Annotated in this window: 19 protein-coding genes; 12 read left to right on the top strand and 7 right to left on the bottom strand. The window is 59.3% G+C overall.

The window, feature by feature from the left end; translation table 11 throughout:
* Positions 1–23 precede the first annotated feature (23 nt).
* Complete coding sequence (locus ACKPCU_RS07160) at positions 24–941, bottom strand: FecR family protein (protein ID WP_321350979.1); 918 nt, start codon at positions 939–941, stop codon at positions 24–26.
* Positions 934–1,437: a sigma-70 family RNA polymerase sigma factor gene (locus ACKPCU_RS07165; RefSeq protein WP_321350981.1), complete on the bottom strand. Its 504-nt coding sequence runs from the start codon at positions 1,435–1,437 to the stop codon at positions 934–936. The genes ACKPCU_RS07160 and ACKPCU_RS07165 overlap by 8 nt, the downstream gene beginning before the upstream one ends.
* Before the next feature lie 116 nt (positions 1,438–1,553).
* Here ACKPCU_RS07165 and tcdA point away from each other — a divergent pair, with 116 nt between their 5' ends.
* Positions 1,554–2,330, top strand: coding sequence for a tRNA cyclic N6-threonylcarbamoyladenosine(37) synthase TcdA (tcdA, locus tag ACKPCU_RS07170; RefSeq protein ID WP_321350983.1), 777 nt, complete (start codon positions 1,554–1,556; stop codon positions 2,328–2,330).
* 253 nt (positions 2,331–2,583) lie between these two features.
* Here the strand turns inward: tcdA and dapD are convergent, their stop codons facing one another.
* Genes dapD through map form a run of 5 tightly spaced genes read right to left on the bottom strand, consistent with a single transcriptional unit; the run spans position 2,584 to position 8,746 of the window.
* Positions 2,584–3,618: a 2,3,4,5-tetrahydropyridine-2,6-dicarboxylate N-succinyltransferase gene (dapD, locus tag ACKPCU_RS07175; protein WP_321350985.1), complete on the bottom strand. Its 1,035-nt coding sequence runs from the start codon at positions 3,616–3,618 to the stop codon at positions 2,584–2,586.
* Between the two features lie 24 nt (positions 3,619–3,642).
* Positions 3,643–3,996 carry an ArsC family reductase gene (locus ACKPCU_RS07180; protein WP_321350987.1) on the bottom strand — a complete coding sequence of 118 codons (354 nt, stop codon included), beginning with the start codon at positions 3,994–3,996 and terminating at the stop codon, positions 3,643–3,645.
* 3 nt (positions 3,997–3,999) lie between these two features.
* Positions 4,000–5,196 (bottom strand): succinyldiaminopimelate transaminase, encoded by a 1,197-nt coding sequence (gene dapC, locus ACKPCU_RS07185; RefSeq protein ID WP_321350989.1) that lies wholly within the window; start codon positions 5,194–5,196, stop codon positions 4,000–4,002.
* Positions 5,197–5,205: 9 nt separating this feature from the next.
* Entirely contained in the window at positions 5,206–7,905 is a 2,700-nt protein-coding gene (locus tag ACKPCU_RS07190; RefSeq protein ID WP_229744360.1) for a [protein-PII] uridylyltransferase, read from the bottom strand.
* A 52-nt stretch (positions 7,906–7,957) separates the two neighbouring features.
* Positions 7,958–8,746, bottom strand: a complete 789-nt coding sequence (gene map / locus ACKPCU_RS07195) for a type I methionyl aminopeptidase (RefSeq protein ID WP_321350992.1) — start codon at positions 8,744–8,746, stop codon at positions 7,958–7,960.
* Positions 8,747–9,029: 283 nt separating this feature from the next.
* On the opposite strand from map, the gene rpsB reads away from it, so the two are divergent.
* The 11 genes from rpsB to lpxD all read left to right on the top strand — a co-directional run bounded on the left by rpsB (position 9,030) and on the right by lpxD (position 20,469).
* On the top strand, positions 9,030–9,767 hold the full coding sequence (gene rpsB / locus ACKPCU_RS07200) for a 30S ribosomal protein S2 (RefSeq protein ID WP_321350994.1): 738 nt from the start codon (positions 9,030–9,032) through the stop codon (positions 9,765–9,767).
* Between the two features lie 138 nt (positions 9,768–9,905).
* Positions 9,906–10,775: a translation elongation factor Ts gene (gene tsf / locus ACKPCU_RS07205; protein ID WP_321350996.1), complete on the top strand. Its 870-nt coding sequence runs from the start codon at positions 9,906–9,908 to the stop codon at positions 10,773–10,775.
* Positions 10,776–10,961: 186 nt separating this feature from the next.
* Positions 10,962–11,696, top strand: coding sequence for a UMP kinase (pyrH, locus tag ACKPCU_RS07210; RefSeq protein ID WP_104736966.1), 735 nt, complete (start codon positions 10,962–10,964; stop codon positions 11,694–11,696).
* Between the two features lie 3 nt (positions 11,697–11,699).
* Entirely contained in the window at positions 11,700–12,257 is a 558-nt protein-coding gene (frr, locus tag ACKPCU_RS07215; protein ID WP_321350999.1) for a ribosome recycling factor, read from the top strand.
* Positions 12,258–12,280: 23 nt separating this feature from the next.
* Positions 12,281–13,033 (top strand): polyprenyl diphosphate synthase, encoded by a 753-nt coding sequence (gene uppS, locus ACKPCU_RS07220; RefSeq protein ID WP_321351001.1) that lies wholly within the window; start codon positions 12,281–12,283, stop codon positions 13,031–13,033.
* A complete protein-coding gene (locus ACKPCU_RS07225) occupies positions 13,033–13,848 on the top strand; it encodes a phosphatidate cytidylyltransferase (RefSeq protein WP_104736969.1) in 816 nt (271 codons plus the stop codon). The genes uppS and ACKPCU_RS07225 overlap by 1 nt, the downstream gene beginning before the upstream one ends.
* The gene (gene ispC / locus ACKPCU_RS07230; protein WP_321351004.1) at positions 13,845–15,032 is read left to right on the top strand and encodes a 1-deoxy-D-xylulose-5-phosphate reductoisomerase; all 1,188 of its coding nucleotides are present in this window, start codon (positions 13,845–13,847) and stop codon (positions 15,030–15,032) included. The genes ACKPCU_RS07225 and ispC overlap by 4 nt, the downstream gene beginning before the upstream one ends.
* Positions 15,033–15,068: 36 nt before the next feature.
* Positions 15,069–16,430, top strand: coding sequence for an RIP metalloprotease RseP (gene rseP / locus ACKPCU_RS07235; protein WP_321351006.1), 1,362 nt, complete (start codon positions 15,069–15,071; stop codon positions 16,428–16,430).
* Positions 16,431–16,505: 75 nt separating this feature from the next.
* A complete protein-coding gene (gene bamA / locus ACKPCU_RS07240; protein WP_321351008.1) occupies positions 16,506–18,857 on the top strand; it encodes an outer membrane protein assembly factor BamA in 2,352 nt (783 codons plus the stop codon).
* A 44-nt stretch (positions 18,858–18,901) separates the two neighbouring features.
* Positions 18,902–19,408 (top strand): OmpH/Skp family outer membrane protein, encoded by a 507-nt coding sequence (locus tag ACKPCU_RS07245; protein WP_104736973.1) that lies wholly within the window; start codon positions 18,902–18,904, stop codon positions 19,406–19,408.
* Positions 19,408–20,469: a UDP-3-O-(3-hydroxymyristoyl)glucosamine N-acyltransferase gene (lpxD, locus tag ACKPCU_RS07250; protein WP_321351011.1), complete on the top strand. Its 1,062-nt coding sequence runs from the start codon at positions 19,408–19,410 to the stop codon at positions 20,467–20,469. The genes ACKPCU_RS07245 and lpxD overlap by 1 nt, the downstream gene beginning before the upstream one ends.
* The last annotated feature ends 37 nt before the right edge of the window (positions 20,470–20,506 follow it).

Raw genomic sequence — 20,506 nt, forward strand, 5'->3', positions numbered from 1 at the left:
TTTTTCAGCAATGTGGGAAAAAATTAGTCGCTGATGATGGTCAGCCAGGGGGAAACGCTGTTGATACGGGCATTGTAGGGGCCTAAAACGGCACGTAAGGCTGCATCCGGAGTGTCTAGTTTGAACCGGCCGGTAACCCGCTTCTGGCCGAGCTCCGGGCTGCGCAGCCACAGGTATCCGGACTGATATCGGCCCAGCTCCGCCAGCACGCTGGTCAGCGGTTGGTCCTGAACCGTAAGGTAGCCGCTTTGCCACTCGGCAATTTGGGTGCTGTCCACTGTACTGACGCAGTTGTGCCGGCACTGGTTGGCGGCAAGCTGCTGGCCTGCATTGAGCGTAACCTCTGGTCCGTCCGGGTGGACCACTCTGACTTGCCCCTCGCGAACCTGAACAGCATTGCGCCTGGTATCGGTATCTACCAGAAAGGCGGTGCCGGTGACGGTGACGGTCAGGTCATCCGTGGACACCTGAAACGGGCGGCTGGCGTCTGGGCTGACTTGCAGGAATACGCGGCCCTTGTGCAGCTCGAGCTGGCGGCTGTCGTCGGCCATACTGACATCCAGCTCGGTGCCAGCATCCAGAAATACGCGGGTGCCGTCGGTCAGAGTAATCTGTTCGGGTTGGCTATCGCTGTGGTATTGCGGGTGCTTGTGCACTAGGTTTTGACTGATGACTATGGCTAGCAGAACGCTGGCCGCAAGTGCTGACGGATAGCGCCAGCGGCGTTGCCTGGAATGGCCTGGCTGCGGCAGCGGCGCCAGGCTTGCCGTGAGCTGCCAGACTTGCTGAGCGCGTTGCCATGACCGCCAGTGGTTTGGGTCTTGCTGCAGCCACTTCTGTAGTTCAGCGTGCAGCGCAGGGTCGTCCGGAGCCTGCTGTTGTCGCAGGAGCCAGTCAGCGGCAGCGGCGTCCGGGCTGTCTTTGGCGTATGGCTCAGTCATCGTTGACCTGCTGCATGCAATGAAGCAGTGCAGTATGCACCAGCTGGTGGGCGAGGGTAGTGGATATGCTCAGTTCTGCCGCGATCTCTTTGAAGCGGAGTCCATGCACGCGGTGCAAGAGAAAGGCGCGTCGGGTGCGTTCTGGCAGGGAGTTCAGGCCCGCCTCGATTCGTTTTAATGTGTCCTGATGCTGGGCAATCGCTTCGGGTTGGCCGAGTGCCGAGGGCAGGCTGTCGAGCAGCGCATCGCCATCCGGCTGAGTGTTTTCGATCTGCTGCCGCCGGCTACTGTCTACTGCGAGATTGCGCACGATGCGATACAGGTAGGCGACCGGGTTATCCATGCGCCGCGCGCTGCTCTGGCGGCTGAAGCGTAGCCAGGCTTCTTGCACGATGTCTTCTGCCTGGGCTCTGCTGCGGACGATGGGCTGGGCGTAGTCGATCAGGTCGGTGCGATGGCGAAGGTAGAGTTCCAGCAGGGAGTGGACCGGGTTCATGCTGCGTATCGATGTTGTGAATTCGGGTATTTTACGCAAATGATAAGCGTTATCAATAATTCAGGCCGAGTTTTTTGCCTGTTGCCGTATACTGTGCGGCCGCAGGAGGATGCCCCGTGATCACCGAAGACCCCCGTTTTGCTGGAATTGGCCGTTTGTATGGTACGGAGGCGCTTGCGCGTCTGGCCGTCAGCCATGTTGTGGTGGTGGGTATCGGTGGGGTGGGTAGCTGGGTGGCCGAGGCGCTGGCCCGCAGCGGTATTGGTCGCATCAGCCTGATCGATATGGACGAGGTTTGTGTCAGCAACGTCAATCGGCAGTTGCACGCGCTGGACGGTCAGGTCGGCAAGCCCAAGGTCGAGGTGATGGCCGAACGTCTGCGGGCGATCAGCCCGGAGTGCCAGGTGCATGCGGTGATGGACTTTGTGACGGCGAATAATCTGGCTGAGCTGATTACCGATGACATCGATTGCGTCGTGGACTGCATCGACAGCGTCAACGCCAAGGTCGCGCTGATTGCCTGGTGCCGCCGCCGGAAGATCCCGGTGATTACCACCGGTGGGGCTGGCGGGCAGATCGACCCGACGCAAATCACCGTGGCAGACCTCTCGAAAACGGTCAACGACCCGCTGGCTGCCAAGGCCCGCTCACTGTTGCGTCGCGATCACAACTTCCCCCGTGCCGACAGCAAACGCAGCTTCGGCGTACCCTGCGTCTACTCGAAAGAGCAACTGCGCTACCCCAAACCCGACGGCAGCGTCTGCACCCAGAAATCCTTCGTCGGTGAGGGCGTACGTCTGGACTGCTCCGGTGGGTTCGGTGCTGTGACCATGGTTACCGCTACCTTCGGCATGGTGGCTGCGGCGCAGGCGGTGCAGCGGTTGCTGCGCTAGCCCGCAAAGCGAGCTGCAAGCCTCAAGCTACAAGCCGAAAGCCAAAGCAAAAAGCGCTTTGTGGTTTCAGGCTTACCCCAGCACGCTTGCAGGTTATAGCGCTGATAACTCCCGTCACTCGAACTGCTTGTAGCTTGTAGCTTGCCGCTTGAGGCTTGTAGCTATAAAAAAGGCCCGAACCGATCACCGGTACGGGCCTCTTCGCGGACTGCTTGCCGCTTATAGCTTGCCGCTTGCAGCTCCCACAACGCGATTAGTTGTGGGCGTGCAGCATATCATTCAGCTGAATCGCGCTCTTGTTGGTCTTGCACTCGATGGCGCCAGTCTGCGAGTTACGACGGAACAGCAGGTCGGACTGGTTGGCCAGGTCGCGGGCCTTGACGATTTCGACCAGGTTGTCGGCGTCGTCCAGCAGTGCCACCTTGATACCGGCAGTGATGTACAGACCGGCTTCAACGGTGCAGCGGTCGCCCAGCGGGATACCGATACCGGCGTTGGCGCCGATCAGGCAGCCTTCGCCAACGGAGATGACGATGTTGCCGCCGCCGGACAGGGTGCCCATGGTGGAGCAGCCGCCGCCCAGGTCAGAACCCTTGCCAACGAACACGCCCGCAGAAATACGGCCTTCAACCATGCTGGTGCCTGCGGTACCGGCGTTGAAGTTGATAAAGCCTTCGTGCATGACGGTGGTGCCTTCGCCCACGTAGGCGCCCAGACGTACACGGGCGGTGTCGGCGATACGGATGCCGGCCGGGACCACGTAGTCGGTCATCGACGGGAACTTGTCGATGCTGTGCACGACCAGCGACTCACCCTTCATGCGCGCGGCCATCTGGCGCTGCGGCAGTTCGTTGATGTCGATGGCGCCCTGGGTGGTCCAGGCGACGTTCGGCAGCAGCGGGAAGATGCCGGCCAGTACCACGCCGTGCGGCTTGACCAGGCGGTGCGAGAGCAGGTGCAGCTTGAGGTAGGCTTCCGGGGTGGAGCTGGGCGCTTCGTCGCTGGCCAGTACGGTCGCGACCAGCGGACGGCTGCTGTCGGCCATCTGCGCCACCAGTGCCGCTTGCTCGCTGAAACCGGCCGCATTCAGTGCCTGGCTCAGTGCGCCGCATTGGCTGGCGGCGAAACCGATTGCCTGGTTGCCTTCGGCGTAACCAAGCTCGGCCTTGATCACGTCGATCAGGGCGTTGCCGGGGTTGAGCAGGGGCTGCGGATAAAACACCTCCAGCCAATCACCTGCGCTGTTCTGGGTGCCGATGCCAAAGGCCAGACTGAAACATTCACTCATGGGGCGGTTCCTTTGATGCTAGTGCTATGCATTGGATTCAAACGCGCTGGCGTACCACTCCGGCTTGAAGCCGACCAGGCGCTGCGAGCCGATATCCAGTACCGGTCTTTTTATCATTGAGGGGTTGGCTTGCATCAGCGCAACCGCCTTGTCTGTATCGATGTTTTCCTTGTCCGCGTCGTCAAGCTTGCGGAAGGTGGTGCCCTTGCGGTTGAGGATGACTTCCCAACCGTGTTCGGCACACCAGGCTTGCAGCCGTTCGGCGTCGATGCCTTGCGTCTTGTAATCGTGAAACTGGTAGTCGACACCGTGCTCATCGAGCCAGGTTCGAGCCTTTTTCATGGTGTCGCAGGCTTTAATGCCGTACAGGGTAATCATGGCTTACAGGCTCCTGATGAAGTCGCGGATGCGTTCGGCCGCTTCAATACACTCGTCCAGCGGGGCGACCAGCGCCATGCGGACCCGTCCGGCGCCGGGATTATAACCATCAATTTCCCGTGACAGGTAACGTCCGGGCACCACGGCGACATTCTGCTCGGCCAGCAGGCGGGTAGTGAAGGTCTCGTCGTCGATGGGGGTCTTGGGCCACAGGTAGAAACCGGCGTCGGGCCGTTCCACTTCCATCACGTCGCGGAGAATGGCAAGAACAGCGTCGAACTTGGCCTGATACTGGGCGCGGTTGTCGGCTACGTGGGCCTCGTCATTCCAGGCGGCGATGCTGGCGATCTGGCTGTGGATCGGCATGGCGCAGCCGTGGTAGGTGCGGTAGGTGAGATACGGCTTGAGCAGGCTGGCGTCGCCAGCGACGAAGCCTGAGCGCAGCCCCGGCAGGTTGGAGCGCTTGGACAGGCTGTGGAACACCACGCAGCGGGCGTAGTCGTCACGGCCCATGGCGGCGCAGGCTTGCAGCAGGCCGACCGGCGCGGGGCCGTCCGGGGCGTAGATTTCGCTGTAGCACTCGTCCGAGGCGATGACGAAGTCGTACTGGTCGGCCAGCTTGATCAACTGCTGCAGGGTGTCCAGTGGAGTGACCGCACCGGTCGGGTTTCCGGGCGTGCAGATAAATAGCAACTGGCAGCGCTGCCAGACGTTAGCCGGGACGGCGCTGAAATCCGGGATAAAACCGTTGCTGCCGTCGCAGGCCAGGTAGTGCGGCTCAACGCCGGCCAGAAATGCCGCCCCTTCGTAGATTTGGTAGAAGGGGTTGGGGCTGACCACCAAGCCCTGCGGGTCACGGGCGATTAGTGCTTGGGTAAAGGAGAACAGCGCTTCACGGGTGCCGTTGACCGGAATGACATTGCTGTTGATATCCAGACTGCCGCTGGTCAGCGCAAAGCGTTTGGTCAGCCAGTCGGCAATGCTCTGCCGCAGTTCGGGCTTGCCCTGAGTCGTCGGGTAGACCGCTGCCTGATTGAGGTTGTCGGCCAGCGCCTGCAGCACGAACGGCGGCGACGGATGCTTGGGCTCGCCGATCGACAGCGAGATCGGGCGCAGGGCCGGGTTCGGGGTGACGTCGGCGATCAGGGCGCGCAGCTTTTCGAACGGGTAGGGCTGCAGGCGCTGCAGGTCGTGATTCATGCGGTGTCCTCAGGGGCCGATGGCAATAGGGCTGCTGTACTCCTGGCCGGTCGGCTGGGTACTGCTGAGTGTGTCGATAATGGTTTGCTGCAGGCGCTCGCACAGCTGCGGGTCCGACAGTGCCTGGTTGTTGGCGTCGGTGATGACGAATACGTCGTCCACGCGCTCGCCCAAGGTAACGATCTTGGCGTTCTGCACGCTGATGTCGAAGTCGAGGAGGATGCGGCCCATGCGCGCCAGCAGGCCGGGCCGGTCCGGTGCACTCAACTCCAAAATGGTGTGCAGGCCGCTCGGGTCGTTGAAAATGGTGACCTCGGGCGCAAAGGCAAAGTGCTTGAGCTGACGCGGCACGCGGCGCTGAATGATGCTCGGGTAGGCGTCCGGGTCGGACAGGGCGTCGACCAGCCCCTGCTTGATCTGGCGGATCCGTTCGGGGTTTTCACCGATGGAGCCACCGTCGGAATCGAGCACGATGTAGGTGTCCAGGCTGAACTGGCTGGTCGAGGTAATGATGCGCGCATCCTGAATGCTCAGGTTGAGCTGATCCATCGCCGACACCGTCGCCGCGAACAGGTCGTTCTGCTCCGGGGTATAGATGAAGATCTGAGTGGCGCCCTCGAATTCGCGTTGGGCGGTTTCCTTGATCAGCACCAGCGGACCATGGCGGTCGTTGTGCTGGACGATCGCCTCGGTATGCCAGGCCACATCGCTGGCAGTGTGGCGCAGGAAATAGTCCTCACCCAGCTCTGACCAGAGGTCCTCAGCATCCTCTTCCTCGATGCCGTTGCGCACCAGAATATCGAGTGCTGCCTGCTGGGTCTGGTGGATGTGCTCTTCGCGGTCCGGCGGGTTGTCCAGGCCTCGGCGTAGGGCGCGCTTGGTCTCGGTATACAGCTGGCGCAGCAAGGACGCGCGCCAGGAGTTCCACAGCGTCGGGTTGGTCGCGTTGATGTCGGCGATGGTCAGCACGTAGAGGTAGTCGAGTCGCACCTGGTTGCCGACCCGGGTGGCAAAGTCGTGAATCTCCAGTGGGTCGGAAATGTCCTTGCGCTGGGCGGTGGTGGACATCAGCAGATGGTTTTCCACCAGCCAGCTGACCAGGTGGGTATCCCAGGCTGGCAGGTGGTGGCGGGTGCAGAACAGTTCGGCGTCGACCGCGCCTAGCTCGGAGTGGTCGCCGCCGCGGCCCTTGGCGATGTCGTGGTACAGCCCCGCCATGTAAAGCAGATCCGGTTTGGGCAGGCGGCAGAATATACGCCAGGCTAGGGGGTACTTGTCCTGATATTCGGGGCGGTTCAGTTTACGCAGGTGCTTGATCAGATTCAGGGTGTGCGCATCGACCGTGTAAATGTGGAACAGGTCGTGCTGCATCTGGCCGACGATCTTGCCGAACTCGGGCAGGTAGCGGCCGAGAATGCCGTAGCGGTTCATCCGCCGCAGGTTGCGGTGGATGCCTTCCTTGCAGCGGAACAGCTCGATAAACAGGCTGGTATTGCGGATGTCACTGCGGAAGTCGTCATCGATCAGGTGGCGATGGTCGCGCAGCAAGCGGATGGTGTCGGCGCGCACGCCGCGAATTTCCGGGTGCTGGGCCATCAGCAGGAAAATTTCAAGGATGGCGAATGGGGTACGCTTGAAAACGTTCGGGTTGGTTACCTCAATGTAATGGTTGCGTACCTGGAAGCGACTGTTGAGCGGGCGAATATCCGCCGCCTCGGCGTTACGCAGCAGGATTTCCTCGAAGTGCTGCATCAGCAGATCGTTCAGCTCGGACAGTGACATCACCACCCGGTAGTACTTCTGCATGAAGCGCTCGACCGCCAGCTTGCTGTCGGTTCCCTCGTAGCCCAGCACCTTGGCAAGGGCGCGCTGGTGATCGAACAGCAGACGGTCTTCGGCGCGCCCGGCCAGTGTGTGCAGGGCAAAGCGGACTTTCCACAGAAAGGCGCGCCCGGAATCGAGAATGCGGTACTCGGGCTCGTTCAGAAAGCCCTGCTGTACCAGCTCGCTCAGATCGTTGGTGCCGAAATGGCGCAGTGCAACCCAGGCAATGGTCTGGATATCGCGCAGACCGCCGGGTGAGCTTTTGACGTTGGGTTCGAGGTTGTACTCGGTGTCGTTGAACTTGGCATGCCGGGCGTGTTGCTCGGCACGCTTGGCGCGGAAAAACTCCGCGTCAGTCCACATGTGGCTGGTATCGATTGCCTGCATCATGTCCTGACGCAAGGCCTCATCGCCTGCAAGGGTGCGCGACTCCATCAGGTTGGTAATCACCGTCAGGTCGGCGCGGGCCTCGTGTTGACACTCCTCGATGCTGCGTACGCTCTGGCCCACCTCCAGACCGACGTCCCAGAGCAGCATGAGGAAGGCCTCAATCGACTCGCGGAACGGTTCGGCGTCGCCGCGCAACAGGATCAGCAGGTCGATATCCGAGTGCGGATGCAGCTCGCCGCGCCCATAACCACCGACCGCCAGCAGGGCGATGCCCGGGTCACCAGCGCAGGGCAGCCGTGCCCACGCCTGCTGCAATATCTGATCAGTAAACCAGGCGCGCTCGTGGATCAGCTGATGAATATCGCGCCCTTCCTGAAAGCGTTGAGCGATCAGTGTGTCGGCCTGGCGAATGGCCTTCTTGAAGGCGGCTATGGGGCTACTCTTGAGTGCCAGCTCTGCCTGGAACTGGCCCGGATCGAAAAGCGCGTCATCCATCATTTCAGTTCCTCGGCAGGTCGGTTTGGCCGGACAGCGAATCAGTCGCCGGTTAGCGGAAGGTTTCGTCGCTACGCAGGGTCAGCACTTCGTAACCGTCGGCCGTGACGAGAATGGTATGTTCCCACTGTGCAGAGAGCTTGCGATCCTTGGTGATCGCTGTCCAGTTGTCGCCCAGCAGGCGGGTTTCCGGGCGGCCCTGGTTGATCATCGGTTCAATGGTAAAGGTCATGCCTTCTTGCAATTCCATGCCGGTGCCAGCGCGGCCGTAGTGCAGAATCTGCGGCTCCTCGTGGAACACCTTGCCGATACCGTGACCGCAGTACTCGCGCACCACGCTGTAGCGGTTGGCGTGGGCATGCTCCTGAATGACTGCGCCAATGTCGCCGAGGCGGGCGCCAGGGCGTACTACTTCGATGCCTTTATACATGCACTCCTGGGTGACGCGGCTCAGGCGTTCGACCCACTCGGCTACCTCGCCAACCATGAACATCTTGCTGGTATCGCCGTGGTAGCCGTCCTTGATCACAGTGACGTCAATATTCAGCGCGTCGCCATTCTTTAGCGGCTTGTCGTTCGGGATGCCGTGGCAGACCACGTGATTGATGGAGGTGCAAATGGACTTGGGGAAGGGCATGCGACCGGGTGCGCCGCCGTAGTTGAGCGGGGCCGGAATGGCGTTCTGGACGTTGACGATGTAGTCGTGGCAGAGGGTATTGAGTTCGTCGGTGGTGACACCTGGCTTGACGTACTCACCGATCATTTCCAGAACCTCGGCCGCGAGGCGGCCGGCAACCCGCATGCCGGCAATGTCTTCGGCGGTCTTGATGGTAACGGTCATGGCTGGATTCTCTTGATTGGGCGCCGGCTGGCGACAGTGGACAAACACGGGATTCTATCAGACCTGCGCGGCGCTGTTGAGCGGGCCGTGTGTCGCCTGCCACCCGGCAGTGCTTTATTCGCATCTGGCGATATGGTATAAAGCGCCCCGCTGAGAAAAGAGTCGTCAGATTCGCTCGGCATTTACCTTAAAAACCGCACACGTATCGACACGGTGTCCTGGGTGCCCTTCGGGGTTGGATGCTGGGATGCGTGGAGGCCCAACCCGACTTACTGGAGTTATCATGACCCAAGTTTCTATGCGTGACATGCTGAAGGCCGGTGCGCACTTCGGCCACCAGACCCGTTACTGGAACCCGAAAATGGGCAAGTACATTTTCGGCGCTCGTAACAAGATTCACATCATCAACCTGGAAAAGACCATGCCGATGTTCCACGAAGCTCTGAGCTTTGTGGAAAAACTGGCTGCTGGCAAGAACAAGATTCTGTTCGTTGGCACCAAGCGCGCTGCCAGCAAGATTGTTGCTGATGAAGCGAGCCGTGCTGGTCAGCCCTATGTTGATCACCGCTGGCTCGGCGGCATGCTGACCAACTACAAAACCATCCGTCAGTCCATCAAGCGTCTGCGTGACCTGGAGACTCAGTCTCAGGACGGCACTTTCGCCAAGCTGACCAAGAAAGAAGCGCTGATGCGTTCGCGCGATCTGGAAAAACTGGATCGTAGCCTGGGTGGTATCAAGGATATGGGCGGTCTGCCTGATGCTCTGTTCGTTATCGACGTCGAGCACGAGCGCATCGCGATCACCGAAGCCAACAAGCTGGGTATCCCGGTTATTGGCATTGTTGATACCAACAGCAGCCCGGACGGTGTTGATTTCGTTATCCCCGGTAACGATGACGCCATCCGCGCCATCAAGCTGTACGCTGCTGCCATGGCTGACGCAGTAATGCGCGGCAAAGGCGACGCTGGTGCTGCTGACGAGTTCGTAGAAGAAGCTGCTCCGGAAGCCTCTGAAGGCTAAGGTGCATACGGCTGATTTGTTGCCGTAGCAAAAAGGGGGCGATGCCCCCTTTTTGCAATGTGTTTACCGCAAGATGATTTGTTGCTTCCTGCTGATTATCGGAAGCAGGAACTAATCCAGTTATGTGAGGAAGAATCCATGGCAGAAGTTACTGCAGCACTGGTCAAAGAACTGCGCGAGCGCACCGGTCAGGGCATGATGGAGTGCAAGAAGGCACTGGTTGCCGCTGAAGGTGATATCGAAAAGGCAATCGACGACATGCGTGCTTCCGGCGCCATCAAGGCAGCCAAGAAAGCCGGCAACATCGCTGCTGAAGGCTCCATCGCTGTCAAGGTCGCGGCTGACAACAAGTCCGCGGTCATCATCGAAGTCAACTCTCAGACCGACTTCCTGGCTCTTCAGGACGACTTCAAGGCGTTCGTTGCTGCCAGTCTGGAAAAGGCTGTTGAGGCTGGTTACACCGACGCTGCACCGCTGATCGCTGATCAGGAAGCTGCGCGTGAGGCGCTGGTTGCCAAGACAGGCGAGAACGTCAACATCCGTCGCCTGACCCGCGTTGAAGGTGATGTAGTTGGTGCTTACCTGCACGGTCACCGCATCGGTGTTGTCGTTACCCTGAATGGTGGTAGCGAAGAACTGGCCCGTGATATCGCCATGCACGTTGCTGCCAGCAACCCGCAGTTCCTTGATTCCTCTCAGGTGTCTGAAGAAGCGATTGCCAAAGAGAAGGAAATCTTCCTGGCTCTGAATGCTGACAAGATCGCCGGCAAGCCGGAAAACATTGTTGAGAACATGATCAAGGGTCGTATCAACAAGTTCGTTTCCGAAGGTAGCCTGGTTGAGCAGCCTTTCGTCAAGGATCCGGACGTCAAGGTTGGCGAGCTGGCCAAGAAAGCCGGTGCTGAAGTGATTTCCTTTGTGCGCTTCGAAGTGGGTGAGGGCATCGAGCGTGCCGAAACCGACTTTGCTGCCGAAGTTGCTGCCCAGTTGGCTGCTGCCAAGCAGTAATACGCTATAGTGCACGCTGACCAGTGCACCGTCCCTGCTGTTCGGTGGGGGCGACAAGGTTGATCCGAGAGGCTTCCCGCGCAGGCGTGAAGCCTCTTTTTCAAGAAATACTGAACAAGTTTGCGCCCGCGTGGTCTGGGTGAAACTCGTTGAGTATTTCTCCCTTCCAGTCCAGGAGATTCAGACATGGCCCAGGTGCCCAGTAGCCGCCAACCCAAGTACAAGCGCATTCTTCTCAAGCTCAGCGGTGAAGCGCTGATGGGAACCGAGGACTTCGGTATCGATCCCAAGGTGCTGGATCGGATGGCGCTGGAAATCGGTCAGCTGATCGGGATTGGTGTTCAGGTTGGCCTGGTTATTGGTGGTGGCAACCTGTTCCGTGGCTCGGCGCTCAGCGCTGCTGGTATGGATCGTGTTACCGGTGACCATATGGGCATGCTGGCGACGGTAATGAATGCGCTGGCGATGCGCGACTCGCTTGAGCGCTCCAATATCCAGACGCGTGTGATGTCAGCCATCACCATGGAAGGCGTGACCGAGCATTATGATCGTCGCAAGGCGATGCGCTACCTCGCTGGTGGTGACGTGGTAATATTCTCCGCCGGCACGGGTAACCCCTTCTTCACTACCGATACGGCAGCCTGTCTGCGCGGTATCGAGGTCGATGCCGATCTGGTGCTCAAGGCGACCAAGGTAGATGGCGTGTATAACGCTGATCCGATGAAAGATCCGAACGCCGAGCGTTTCGACAAGCTCAGCTATGACCAGGTGCTGGATCTCAAGCTTGAAGTTATGGACTTGACGGCAATCTGCCTGATCCGTGACCACAATATGCCCCTGCGGGTGTTTAACATGAACAAACCAGGCGCGTTGCTCAATGCAGTTGTTGGCAGCGCCGAAGGAACACTGATTGAGGGTTGAGTAATGATCAACGAAATCAAGCAAGACGCGCAGGAGCGCATGAAGAAGTCCGTCGAAGCGCTGGGACATGCGTTCGCCAAGATTCGTACTGGTCGCGCTCACCCGGCTCTGCTGGACAGCGTCATGGTGTCTTATTACGGTTCCGATACGCCGCTGCGTCAGGTCGCCAACGTTATCGTTGAAGACTCGCGCACGCTGGCGCTGAGCGTATTCGACAAGGGCATGATTCAGGCCGTCGAGAAGGCCATCATGACGTCGGATCTGGGTCTTAACCCGGCTACCTCCGGCACCACTATTCGGGTGCCCATGCCGGCGCTGACCGAGGAAACTCGCAAGGGGTATACCAAGCAGGCTCGGGCAGAAGCCGAGGGTGGCCGCGTAGCGGTGCGTAACATCCGTCGTGACGCCCTGAGCCAGCTGAAGGATCTGCAGAAAGAGAAGGAAATCAGCGAAGACGAAGAGCGCCGCGCGGCGGACGACGTGCAGAAGCTGACGGACAAGTTCATCGCCGAAATCGACAAGGCGCTGGAAGTGAAAGAAAAGGACCTGATGGCCATCTGAGGCCATTGGTGACCCGCTTCCCCATGAACAAAAAAAATCCTGCTGGAAGCCCGGCCGTGGTTCCCCGTCATATTGCTATCATCATGGATGGCAACAATCGCTGGGCTCGCAAGCGCCTTATGCCCGGTGTCGCCGGACATAAGGCGGGTGTCGATGCCGTCAAGGCGATGATCGAGGTCTGCGTCGAAGACGGGGTCGAAGTACTGACGCTGTTCGCTTTCTCCAGTGAAAACTGGCAGCGCCCCGAGGAAGAGGTCGGTGCGCTGATGGAGCTGTTTCTCGGCGCGCTGCGCCGTGAAGTTCGCAAGCTGGGCGAGAACGGCGTGCGCTTGCGTATCATTGGTGATCGCAGTCGCTTCTCGCGCGACATTCAGCAGGCAATGGCCGACGCTGAGCAGCAGACGGCGCATTGCTCCCGTCTGACCCTTGTTGTGGCCGCCAATTATGGTGGGCAGTGGGATATGGCGCAGGCGGCCCGAAGCTTGGCTGAGGATGTGGCGCGTGGCGAACGCATGCCGAGCTCCATTGACGAGCAGGCTATTGAGCAGCGCCTGAGCACTTCGGGTCTGCCGCTGCCGGATCTGTGTATTCGTACCGGGGGCGAAAAGCGCATCAGCAACTTCCTGTTGTGGCAGCTGGCTTACGCCGAGCTGTATTTCTCCGACCTTTACTGGCCCGACTTCAAGCAGGCAGCCCTGCGCGATGCGATGCATGACTTCGCGGGTCGTCAACGCCGATTCGGCAAAACCAGCGAGCAAATTGCGGCGGAGTCCTGATGCTGAAGCAACGGGTAATTACAGGTGTCATTCTGGCGGTGATTGCCGTTTCAGGCTTTGTCGGCTTGCAGGGTGCTTGGTTTGCGGCGTTTATCGGCGCGGTGGTGATGTTGGCTGCCTGGGAGTGGATGCGACTGTGCGGCGAAAGTCGTCAAGGCGGCCGGGTCGTCTATGCGGCTACCCTCGGCCTGTTCATGGTTGGGCTGTATCGCGATGCGCCTGCCATCATCTTCTTTGTTGCACCGGCGCTGGTTTGGTGGTGCATGGCGACGGTTATGATTTTGCGCTACCCGAACGGTAGCGGATTGTGGCGTGGTAGTTTCCTGCGACAGTTGTTTGGTCTACTGATCCTGCTGCCAGCCTGGGCAGGGGTGGTCTGGTTGCGGGCTCAGGAGCATGGCTTGTGGATGCTGCTGGGGCTCGCTGTGCTGGTATTTGGTGCTGATATCGGCGCCTATTTTGCTGGCAAGGCCTTTGGCCGCAACAAACTGCTGCCCGCTGTCAGCCCGGGCAAGACCCGCGAGGGGTTGCTCGGTGGTATGCTGTTGAGCCTGTCGTTGGCGCTGGCTGCGATGCTGTATCTGGGCTGGGGTTTGCAATCCATTGTTCTTGGTCTTGCGGGTGCCGCCCTGGTGGTGCTGATCTCTGTGGTTGGCGATCTGACCGAGAGTCTGTTCAAGCGTGAAGCCGGGCTGAAGGACAGCAGTAACCTGCTGCCGGGTCATGGTGGGGTGCTGGATCGTATCGACAGCCTGACTGCTGCGATTCCGCTGTATGTTGGGGTCTGGCTGGTGCTCGGGAGCCGTCTGGCGTGACCCGACAGCAAATTACTGTTCTGGGTGCGACGGGGTCCATTGGCGTCAGTACGCTTGATGTCGTATCCCGTCATTCGGAGCGTTATCAGGTCTTCGCGCTGACCGGATACAGTCGAATGAGTGTGCTGGCGGCGCAGTGTCGTCAGCATCGCCCCCGGTATGCGGTCGTAGCCGATGAGGTCCAGGCCGATGTGCTGCAGGCTGAGTTGGCTGCCGAGGGACTGGCTACCGAAGTGCTGTTTGGCGAGGCCGCATTGGCGCAGGTTGCCGCCGATGTCGAGGTTGATGTGGTCATGGCTGCTATCGTCGGCGCTGCCGGCCTGCGCCCGACGTTGGCGGCAGTTGAGGCGGGCAAGCGCGTGCTGCTGGCCAACAAGGAAGCCCTGGTGATGTCCGGGGCCTTGTTCATGCGCGCGGTGCAGGACTCCGGCGCGCAGCTGCTGCCGATCGACAGTGAGCACAATGCCATCTTTCAGTGTATGCCCAGCCACTTCGCGGATGGGCTGAGCCAGACCGGAGTTCGCCGCATTCTTCTTACCGCCTCGGGCGGCCCTTTCCGCAACTTTACTCACGAGCAGCTGCTTCAGGTGACCCCGGCGCAAGCCTGCGCGCATCCGAACTGGTCAATGGGGCAGAAGATCTCTGTTGATTCGGCCAGCATGATGAACAAGGGGCTTGAGTTGATCGAGGCCTGCTGGCTGTTCGATGCGCGCCCGGAGCAGGTGGAGGTGGTGGTGCATCCGCAGAGCGTAGTCCACTCGCTGGTGGATTATGTCGACGGATCGGTCCTCGCCCAGCTCGGCAACCCTGATATGCGCACGCCAATTGCGCATGCGTTGGCATGGCCGGAGCGCATCGATTCCGGTGTCAGCGCACTTGACCTGCTGCTTACCGCCCGGCTCGACTTCCAGGCGCCGGACCCTGAGCGTTTTCCCTGCCTGCGTCTGGCTCGGGAGGCTGCGGAGGCCGGGGGGACCAGTTGTGCCTTGCTCAACGCGGCCAATGAGGTTGCGGTCCAGGCATTTCTCGCTGGGCGCGTTGGCTTTGTAGATATCCCTGTTATCATCGAAAACACATTGAACCGCTTGCCCAGTGAGTCGGTGCGTGATCTGGAGCATATTCTTCAGGCTGATCAGAGCGCACGCGAGCACGCCTCAACGTGGGTAGAGGCAAACGGAAAGTAAGTTAACGGGCGGCTCTGCGGCCCTGTGAGGTTCTGAATGGAACTGCTGTCTACGTTGTTGGCTACCGTGGTTGCGCTCGGTCTGCTGGTCACCATTCACGAATATGGCCACTTCTGGGTGGCGCGTCGCTGCGGCATTAAAGTCCTGCGTTTTTCCATCGGTTTCGGTCCGGCGCTGCTGCGCTGGCATGATCGTCGCGGTACCGAGTACGCCATTGCCGCTATCCCGCTGGGCGGCTACGTCAAGATGCTTGATGAGCGCGAAGCTCCGGTTGCCGAACACGAGCTGGACCAGGCGTTCAACCGCAAAAGTGTTAAGCAGCGCATTGCCGTAGTTGCCGCAGGTCCGATCGCCAATTTTCTGCTCGCTATTCTCGCCTTCTGGCTGGTGGCGGTGGTCGGTATCAGTACCGTTGCGCCGGTGCTTGGGCCAGTTCCGGCAGGTACGCCTGCGGCGCAGGCCGGTCTGCATGAAGGGCTGGAGATTACGTCGGTTGATGGCAGCGCGATTCGCAGTTGGCATGACATTAACCTGCAGTTGATTCGTCGCCTCGGCGAAAGCGGCAGTATTGAATTGGTTGCCAAGCCGTTTGACGGTGGAGCAGAGCAGTCTTATCGGTTGCGTCTGGATAACTGGCTCAAGGGCGAAGAAGCGCCGGACCCCATGGAGGCGCTTGGCCTGACTGGCTGGCAGCCGCAAATTCCGCCGCGTATCGGGCAAGTGGCAGCGGACGGTGCAGCCGCAGAAGCGGGACTGCAGGCCGGAGACTTGATTCTCTCGATTGATGGTAAGCCGGTATCGGACTGGTTGATTGATGTCGTTCCGGCCATTCAGGCTAGCGCGCAACAGCGTCTGCAATTGCAGGTTGAACGCGACGGCAGCGTCGTTGATATTGCGCTGACGCCCCGTCCCAAGGCCTCCGGCGATATGGTCGTAGGGTACGTTGGTGCGGGTGCAGAGCCGGTCGAGTTGCCACCGAACATGCAACGGCAAATAAGCTACAACCCGGTGGTCGCGATACCGGTCGCCATGCAGAAAACCTGGGAGATGACAGCGTTGACGCTGGATTCGCTCTGGAAAATGCTCACAGGCCTGGTCTCGGCAAAAAACTTGAGTGGCCCGATAACCATTGCTAAAGTGGCGGGCGCCTCTGCCAAGTCGGGGCTAGAGAGTTTTCTCAGTTTTATCGCGTACTTGAGTATCAGTCTGGGGGTTTTGAACCTTCTCCCTATACCGGTTCTGGATGGCGGTCACCTGGTGTACTACGTGGCCGAGTGGATCAGGGGGAAGCCTCTCTCCGAGCGAATTCAGACTTGGGGGCTGCAGATCGGCCTGAGCCTGATCGTCGGAGTCATGCTGTTTGCCATTTATAACGATATAAGCCGCCTGGGCGGCTGACCAAGAGCACTGCCTGAACACGACCTGCCATTGATGGCAGATAAGAATTCAATCAGCTGAATCAGAACGGATTTCATGAAACGTTACCTATTGCCCGCGCTTTTTTCGATGCTCATGGCGCAGGGGGCTTACGCCGCTGCCTTCCAGATTTCCGATATTCGCGTCAACGGTTTGCAGCGGGTGTCCGCCGGCAGCGTATTCAGTGCGTTGCCGCTGAATATTGGTGACGAAGTGGATGACCCGGAACTGGTTGAGGCGACACGCTCCCTGTTCCGCACCGGTTTCTTCCAGGATATCCAGCTCGGCCGCGATGGCGATGTGCTGGTGATCAATCTGGTTGAGCGTCCGTCGATTTCCTCCATCGAGCTGGAGGGCAACAAGGCGATCAAGAGTGAAGACCTGCTCAAGGGGTTGAGTGCTGCGGGTCTGGCCGAGGGTGAGATTTTCCAGCGTGCCACTCTGGAAGGGGTGCGCAACGAACTGCTCCGCCAGTACGTATCGCAGGGGCGTTACTCGGCTGATATCGAAGCGCAGGTAATTCCTGAGCCGCGTAACCGGGTGGCGTTGAAGATCGTCATCGACGAGGGCTCTGTCGCCGCTATCTCCCACATCAACGTGGTTGGTAACACGGTCTTCCCGACCGAAGACCTGGTTGATCTGTTCGAGCTGAAGACCTCTGGCTGGTTCTCGTTCCTGCGCAACGACGACAAGTATTCTCGTGAAAAACTGTCGGGTGACCTGGAGCGTCTGCGTTCTTACTATCTGGACCGTGGCTACATCAACATGAATGTGGCCTCAACCCAGGTGTCCATCACCCCGGACAAGAAAAACGTCTACATCACCGTCAACATCACCGAGGGTGAACGCTACAGCATCAGCGACGTGCGTCTGTCGGGTGACCTCGTGGTCAGCGAAGACGAAATCAAACGCCTGATGCTGATCGAGCCGGGTCAGATCTTCTCCCGTCAGGTGATGACCTCGACTTCCGATCTGATCAGCCGTCGTTTGGGTAATGAGGGTTACACCTTTGCCAGCGTTAACGGCATTCCGGAAATCAACGAGGAAGACAAGACGGTTGCTGTTACCTTTTACGTTGATCCGGGCAAGCGTGCCTATGTCAACCGCATCAACTTCCGTGGCAACACCAAGACTGAAGACCAGGTGCTGCGTCGTGAGATGCGGCAGATGGAAGGTGGCTGGGCGTCGACCTATCTGATTGACCAGTCCAAAACTCGTCTCGAGCGTCTGGGCTTCTTCAAGGAAGTCAACGTTGAGACGGTTCCGGTGCCGGGCACCGACGACCTGATTGATGTGAACTACAGCGTCGAAGAGCAGCCGTCAGGCTCGGTGACGGCCAGTCTCGGTTTCTCCCAGAGCTCCGGTATTATCCTCGGCGGCTCGATCAGTCAGAACAACTTCTTCGGTACCGGTAACCGCGTCAGTATCGGTGCCAACCGTTCGGATTATCAGACCTCGCTGTCGTTCGGCTTCATGGATCCCTATTTCACCGTGGATGGCATGAGCTTTGGTTATAACGCGTTTTATCGTACGACTGACTACGATGAGCTGGATGTCGACGTAACCAGCTATGCGGTTGACTCCTACGGCGCCGGCTTCAACTTCGGCTACCCGATTAGCGACACTTCACGCCTTTCATTCGGCATGAGTGCCCAGCACGACAAGATCAAGAGCGGTATCTACACGGTGCAGGAGATTCTCGGCTTCCTCGACTCCGAGGGTGATAACTTCACCAACCTGTTCTTCGATGCATCCTGGTCCCAGAGCACCCTGAACCGCGGTGTATTCCCTGATCGCGGGCATTCCCAGAGCCTGAGCTGGCACGTAACCGTGCCGGGCAGTGACCTGCAGTTTTACACCATGGACTACCGTGGTCAGCGCTTCTTCCCGATGACCGAAGATCTGACCCTGCGTCTGCACACGGATCTGGGTTTCGGTCGCGGATTTGGCGGTACCGACCGCATGCCGTTTTATGAGCATTACTACGCCGGTGGTATCGGTTCTGTTCGCGGCTTTGAAGACAGCACGCTGGGTCCGAAGAGTACCCCGAATGCGAATGATCCGGATCAGGATTCACTGCCCTTCGGCGGTAACATCAAGCTGACTGGTGGTGCGGAGGTCATTTTCCCCGCTCCGTTCGTCAAGGATCAGCGTTCGTTGCGTACGGCCCTGTTTTTCGATGTAGGTAACATATACGATACCCAGTGCACACGGACCAAGACGGTTGAAGGTGACAACAATCCCGGCTGTGGCGATGTCGACCTCGGTGAGCTGCGTTACAGTGTGGGTGTAGGTCTGTCCTGGCTCACTGCACTTGGCCCATTGGGTTTCAGTCTGGCGATGCCGTTGAATGCGGATTCGGCTGACGACGCTCAGGTCTTCCAGTTCACTCTCGGCCAGACGTTCTGACGTCAGACCAATAACAACGTGGTATAGAAATCAGGAGTTTTAGAGTGGGTAAGTTTACGCGTGTAGCGGTAATGTCCCTGCTGGCCCTGGCCAGTTTCCAGGCTTCCGCGGAGATGAAGATCGCCGTTCTGGATTATCAAATGGCCCTGCTGGAATCCGACGCGGCCAAGGCGTACTCGGTTGACGCCGAAAAACAGTTCGGCTCGCAGCTGCAGCGTGTGAAGAACCTGGAAGCCGAAGCCAAGCGATTGCAGGAGCGTTTGCAGCGCGATGGTGAGCAGATGGAACAGAGCGAACGCGAAAAGCTGGAGCTGGAATTCCGCCAGAAAGCGCGTGAGTATCAGCTTCAATCCCGTGAGTTGAACGAAGCCAAAGCCCAGTCTGATCGCCAGATGCTGGAAACGTTGCGCCCCCGTCTGGATGCCGCTGTTGAAGGTGTGCTGTCTGCCGGTGGTTATGATCTGGTCCTGGACCGTGGCGGTGTGATTGAGGTGAAGCCTCAATTTGATATCACCCGTCAGGTTATCGAGCGTCTGAATAGCACGCGCTGATGGCCAACAATCTGTCTTTGTCCCTTGCGCGCCTGGCTGAAGAGCTCGGCGCGCAGCTTATTGGGGACCCGAAAATTGAAATCAGCGGCCTGGCAACGCTGCAGGACGCTGGTCCTGGCGAGCTTGCGTTTCTCGCCAATGCGCAATATCGCAAGTATCTGGCTGAGTCGCGTGCCAGCGCGGTGCTGTTGACCGAGCGCGATGCCGAAGGGTTCGCTGGCAACGCATTGGTGGTGGCTGACCCGTATCTGACCTACGCGCGTCTGTCGCATCGGTTTGATCGCAAGCCGAAGGCCTTGCCCGGTATCCATCCGACCGCTGTGGTGGCGGAGAGCGCTGAAGTAGACCCCAGTGCCAGTATCGGCGCGGGCGTGGTCATTGAGGAGGGCGCCATCATCGGCGCCGGTGTAACCCTGAGCCCCCAATGCTATGTCGGCGCTCGTTCCAGTATCGGTGCGGGCGGCTGGCTGGCGCCGCGGGTGACGCTGTATCACGACGTTCACATTGGCGAGCGAGTGGTCATCCAATCGGGTGCGATTCTTGGCTCCGAGGGGTTCGGATTCGCCAACCACGGTGGACAGTGGCAGAAGATTGCCCAGATTGGCGGGGTTCGTATTGGTGATGATGTCGAAATCGGTGCCAATACCACTATCGACCGCGGCGCGCTGGCAGACACCCTGATCGGCAACGGCGTCAAACTCGATAACCAGATCCAGATTGCGCATAACGTGCAGATTGGTGATCACACGGCAATGGCGGCCTGTGTCGGTATTTCCGGCAGTACCAAAATCGGTCGACACTGCATGATCGCCGGTGGCGTCGGCATGGTTGGTCATATCGAGGTCTGTGATAATGTCTTTGTCAGTGGCATGACCATGGTCACGCGGTCCATCACCGAGCCCGGTGCCTATTCCTCCGGTACCGCGATGCAGCCAGCTGGCGAATGGAAGAAGAGCGCAGCACGTATCCGTCAACTCGACGGTATGGCCAAGCGCCTCCAGCAGCTCGAGAAACAGCTCGAGCAGGTGACTCAGCAGGCTTCAGACTCATCAAACGCCTGAGCAGCGCCCCACGGGTGCTTTTATCCTTTTCAGCAAG

Origin of the sequence: Halopseudomonas oceani, from assembly GCF_963677335.1 — a bacterium.
GTDB lineage: Bacteria > Pseudomonadota > Gammaproteobacteria > Pseudomonadales > Pseudomonadaceae > Halopseudomonas > Halopseudomonas oceani.

Bases quoted from the DNA above. Each gene is read 5' to 3' on its own strand.
- ACKPCU_RS07160 (WP_321350979.1), bottom strand. From the start codon at position 941: ATGACTGAGCCATACGCCAAAGACAGCCCGGACGCCGCTGCCGCTGAC.
- ACKPCU_RS07165 (WP_321350981.1), bottom strand. From the start codon at position 1,437: ATGAACCCGGTCCACTCCCTGCTGGAACTCTACCTTCGCCATCGCACC.
- dapD (WP_321350985.1), bottom strand. From the start codon at position 3,618: ATGAGTGAATGTTTCAGTCTGGCCTTTGGCATCGGCACCCAGAACAGC.
- ACKPCU_RS07180 (WP_321350987.1), bottom strand. From the start codon at position 3,996: ATGATTACCCTGTACGGCATTAAAGCCTGCGACACCATGAAAAAGGCT.
- dapC (WP_321350989.1), bottom strand. From the start codon at position 5,196: ATGAATCACGACCTGCAGCGCCTGCAGCCCTACCCGTTCGAAAAGCTG.
- ACKPCU_RS07190 (WP_229744360.1), bottom strand. From the start codon at position 7,905: ATGGATGACGCGCTTTTCGATCCGGGCCAGTTCCAGGCAGAGCTGGCA.
- map (WP_321350992.1), bottom strand. From the start codon at position 8,746: ATGACCGTTACCATCAAGACCGCCGAAGACATTGCCGGCATGCGGGTT.
- rpsB (WP_321350994.1), top strand. From the start codon at position 9,030: ATGACCCAAGTTTCTATGCGTGACATGCTGAAGGCCGGTGCGCACTTC.
- tsf (WP_321350996.1), top strand. From the start codon at position 9,906: ATGGCAGAAGTTACTGCAGCACTGGTCAAAGAACTGCGCGAGCGCACC.
- pyrH (WP_104736966.1), top strand. From the start codon at position 10,962: ATGGCCCAGGTGCCCAGTAGCCGCCAACCCAAGTACAAGCGCATTCTT.
- frr (WP_321350999.1), top strand. From the start codon at position 11,700: ATGATCAACGAAATCAAGCAAGACGCGCAGGAGCGCATGAAGAAGTCC.
- uppS (WP_321351001.1), top strand. From the start codon at position 12,281: ATGAACAAAAAAAATCCTGCTGGAAGCCCGGCCGTGGTTCCCCGTCAT.
- ACKPCU_RS07225 (WP_104736969.1), top strand. From the start codon at position 13,033: ATGCTGAAGCAACGGGTAATTACAGGTGTCATTCTGGCGGTGATTGCC.
- rseP (WP_321351006.1), top strand. From the start codon at position 15,069: ATGGAACTGCTGTCTACGTTGTTGGCTACCGTGGTTGCGCTCGGTCTG.
- bamA (WP_321351008.1), top strand. From the start codon at position 16,506: ATGAAACGTTACCTATTGCCCGCGCTTTTTTCGATGCTCATGGCGCAG.
- lpxD (WP_321351011.1), top strand. From the start codon at position 19,408: ATGGCCAACAATCTGTCTTTGTCCCTTGCGCGCCTGGCTGAAGAGCTC.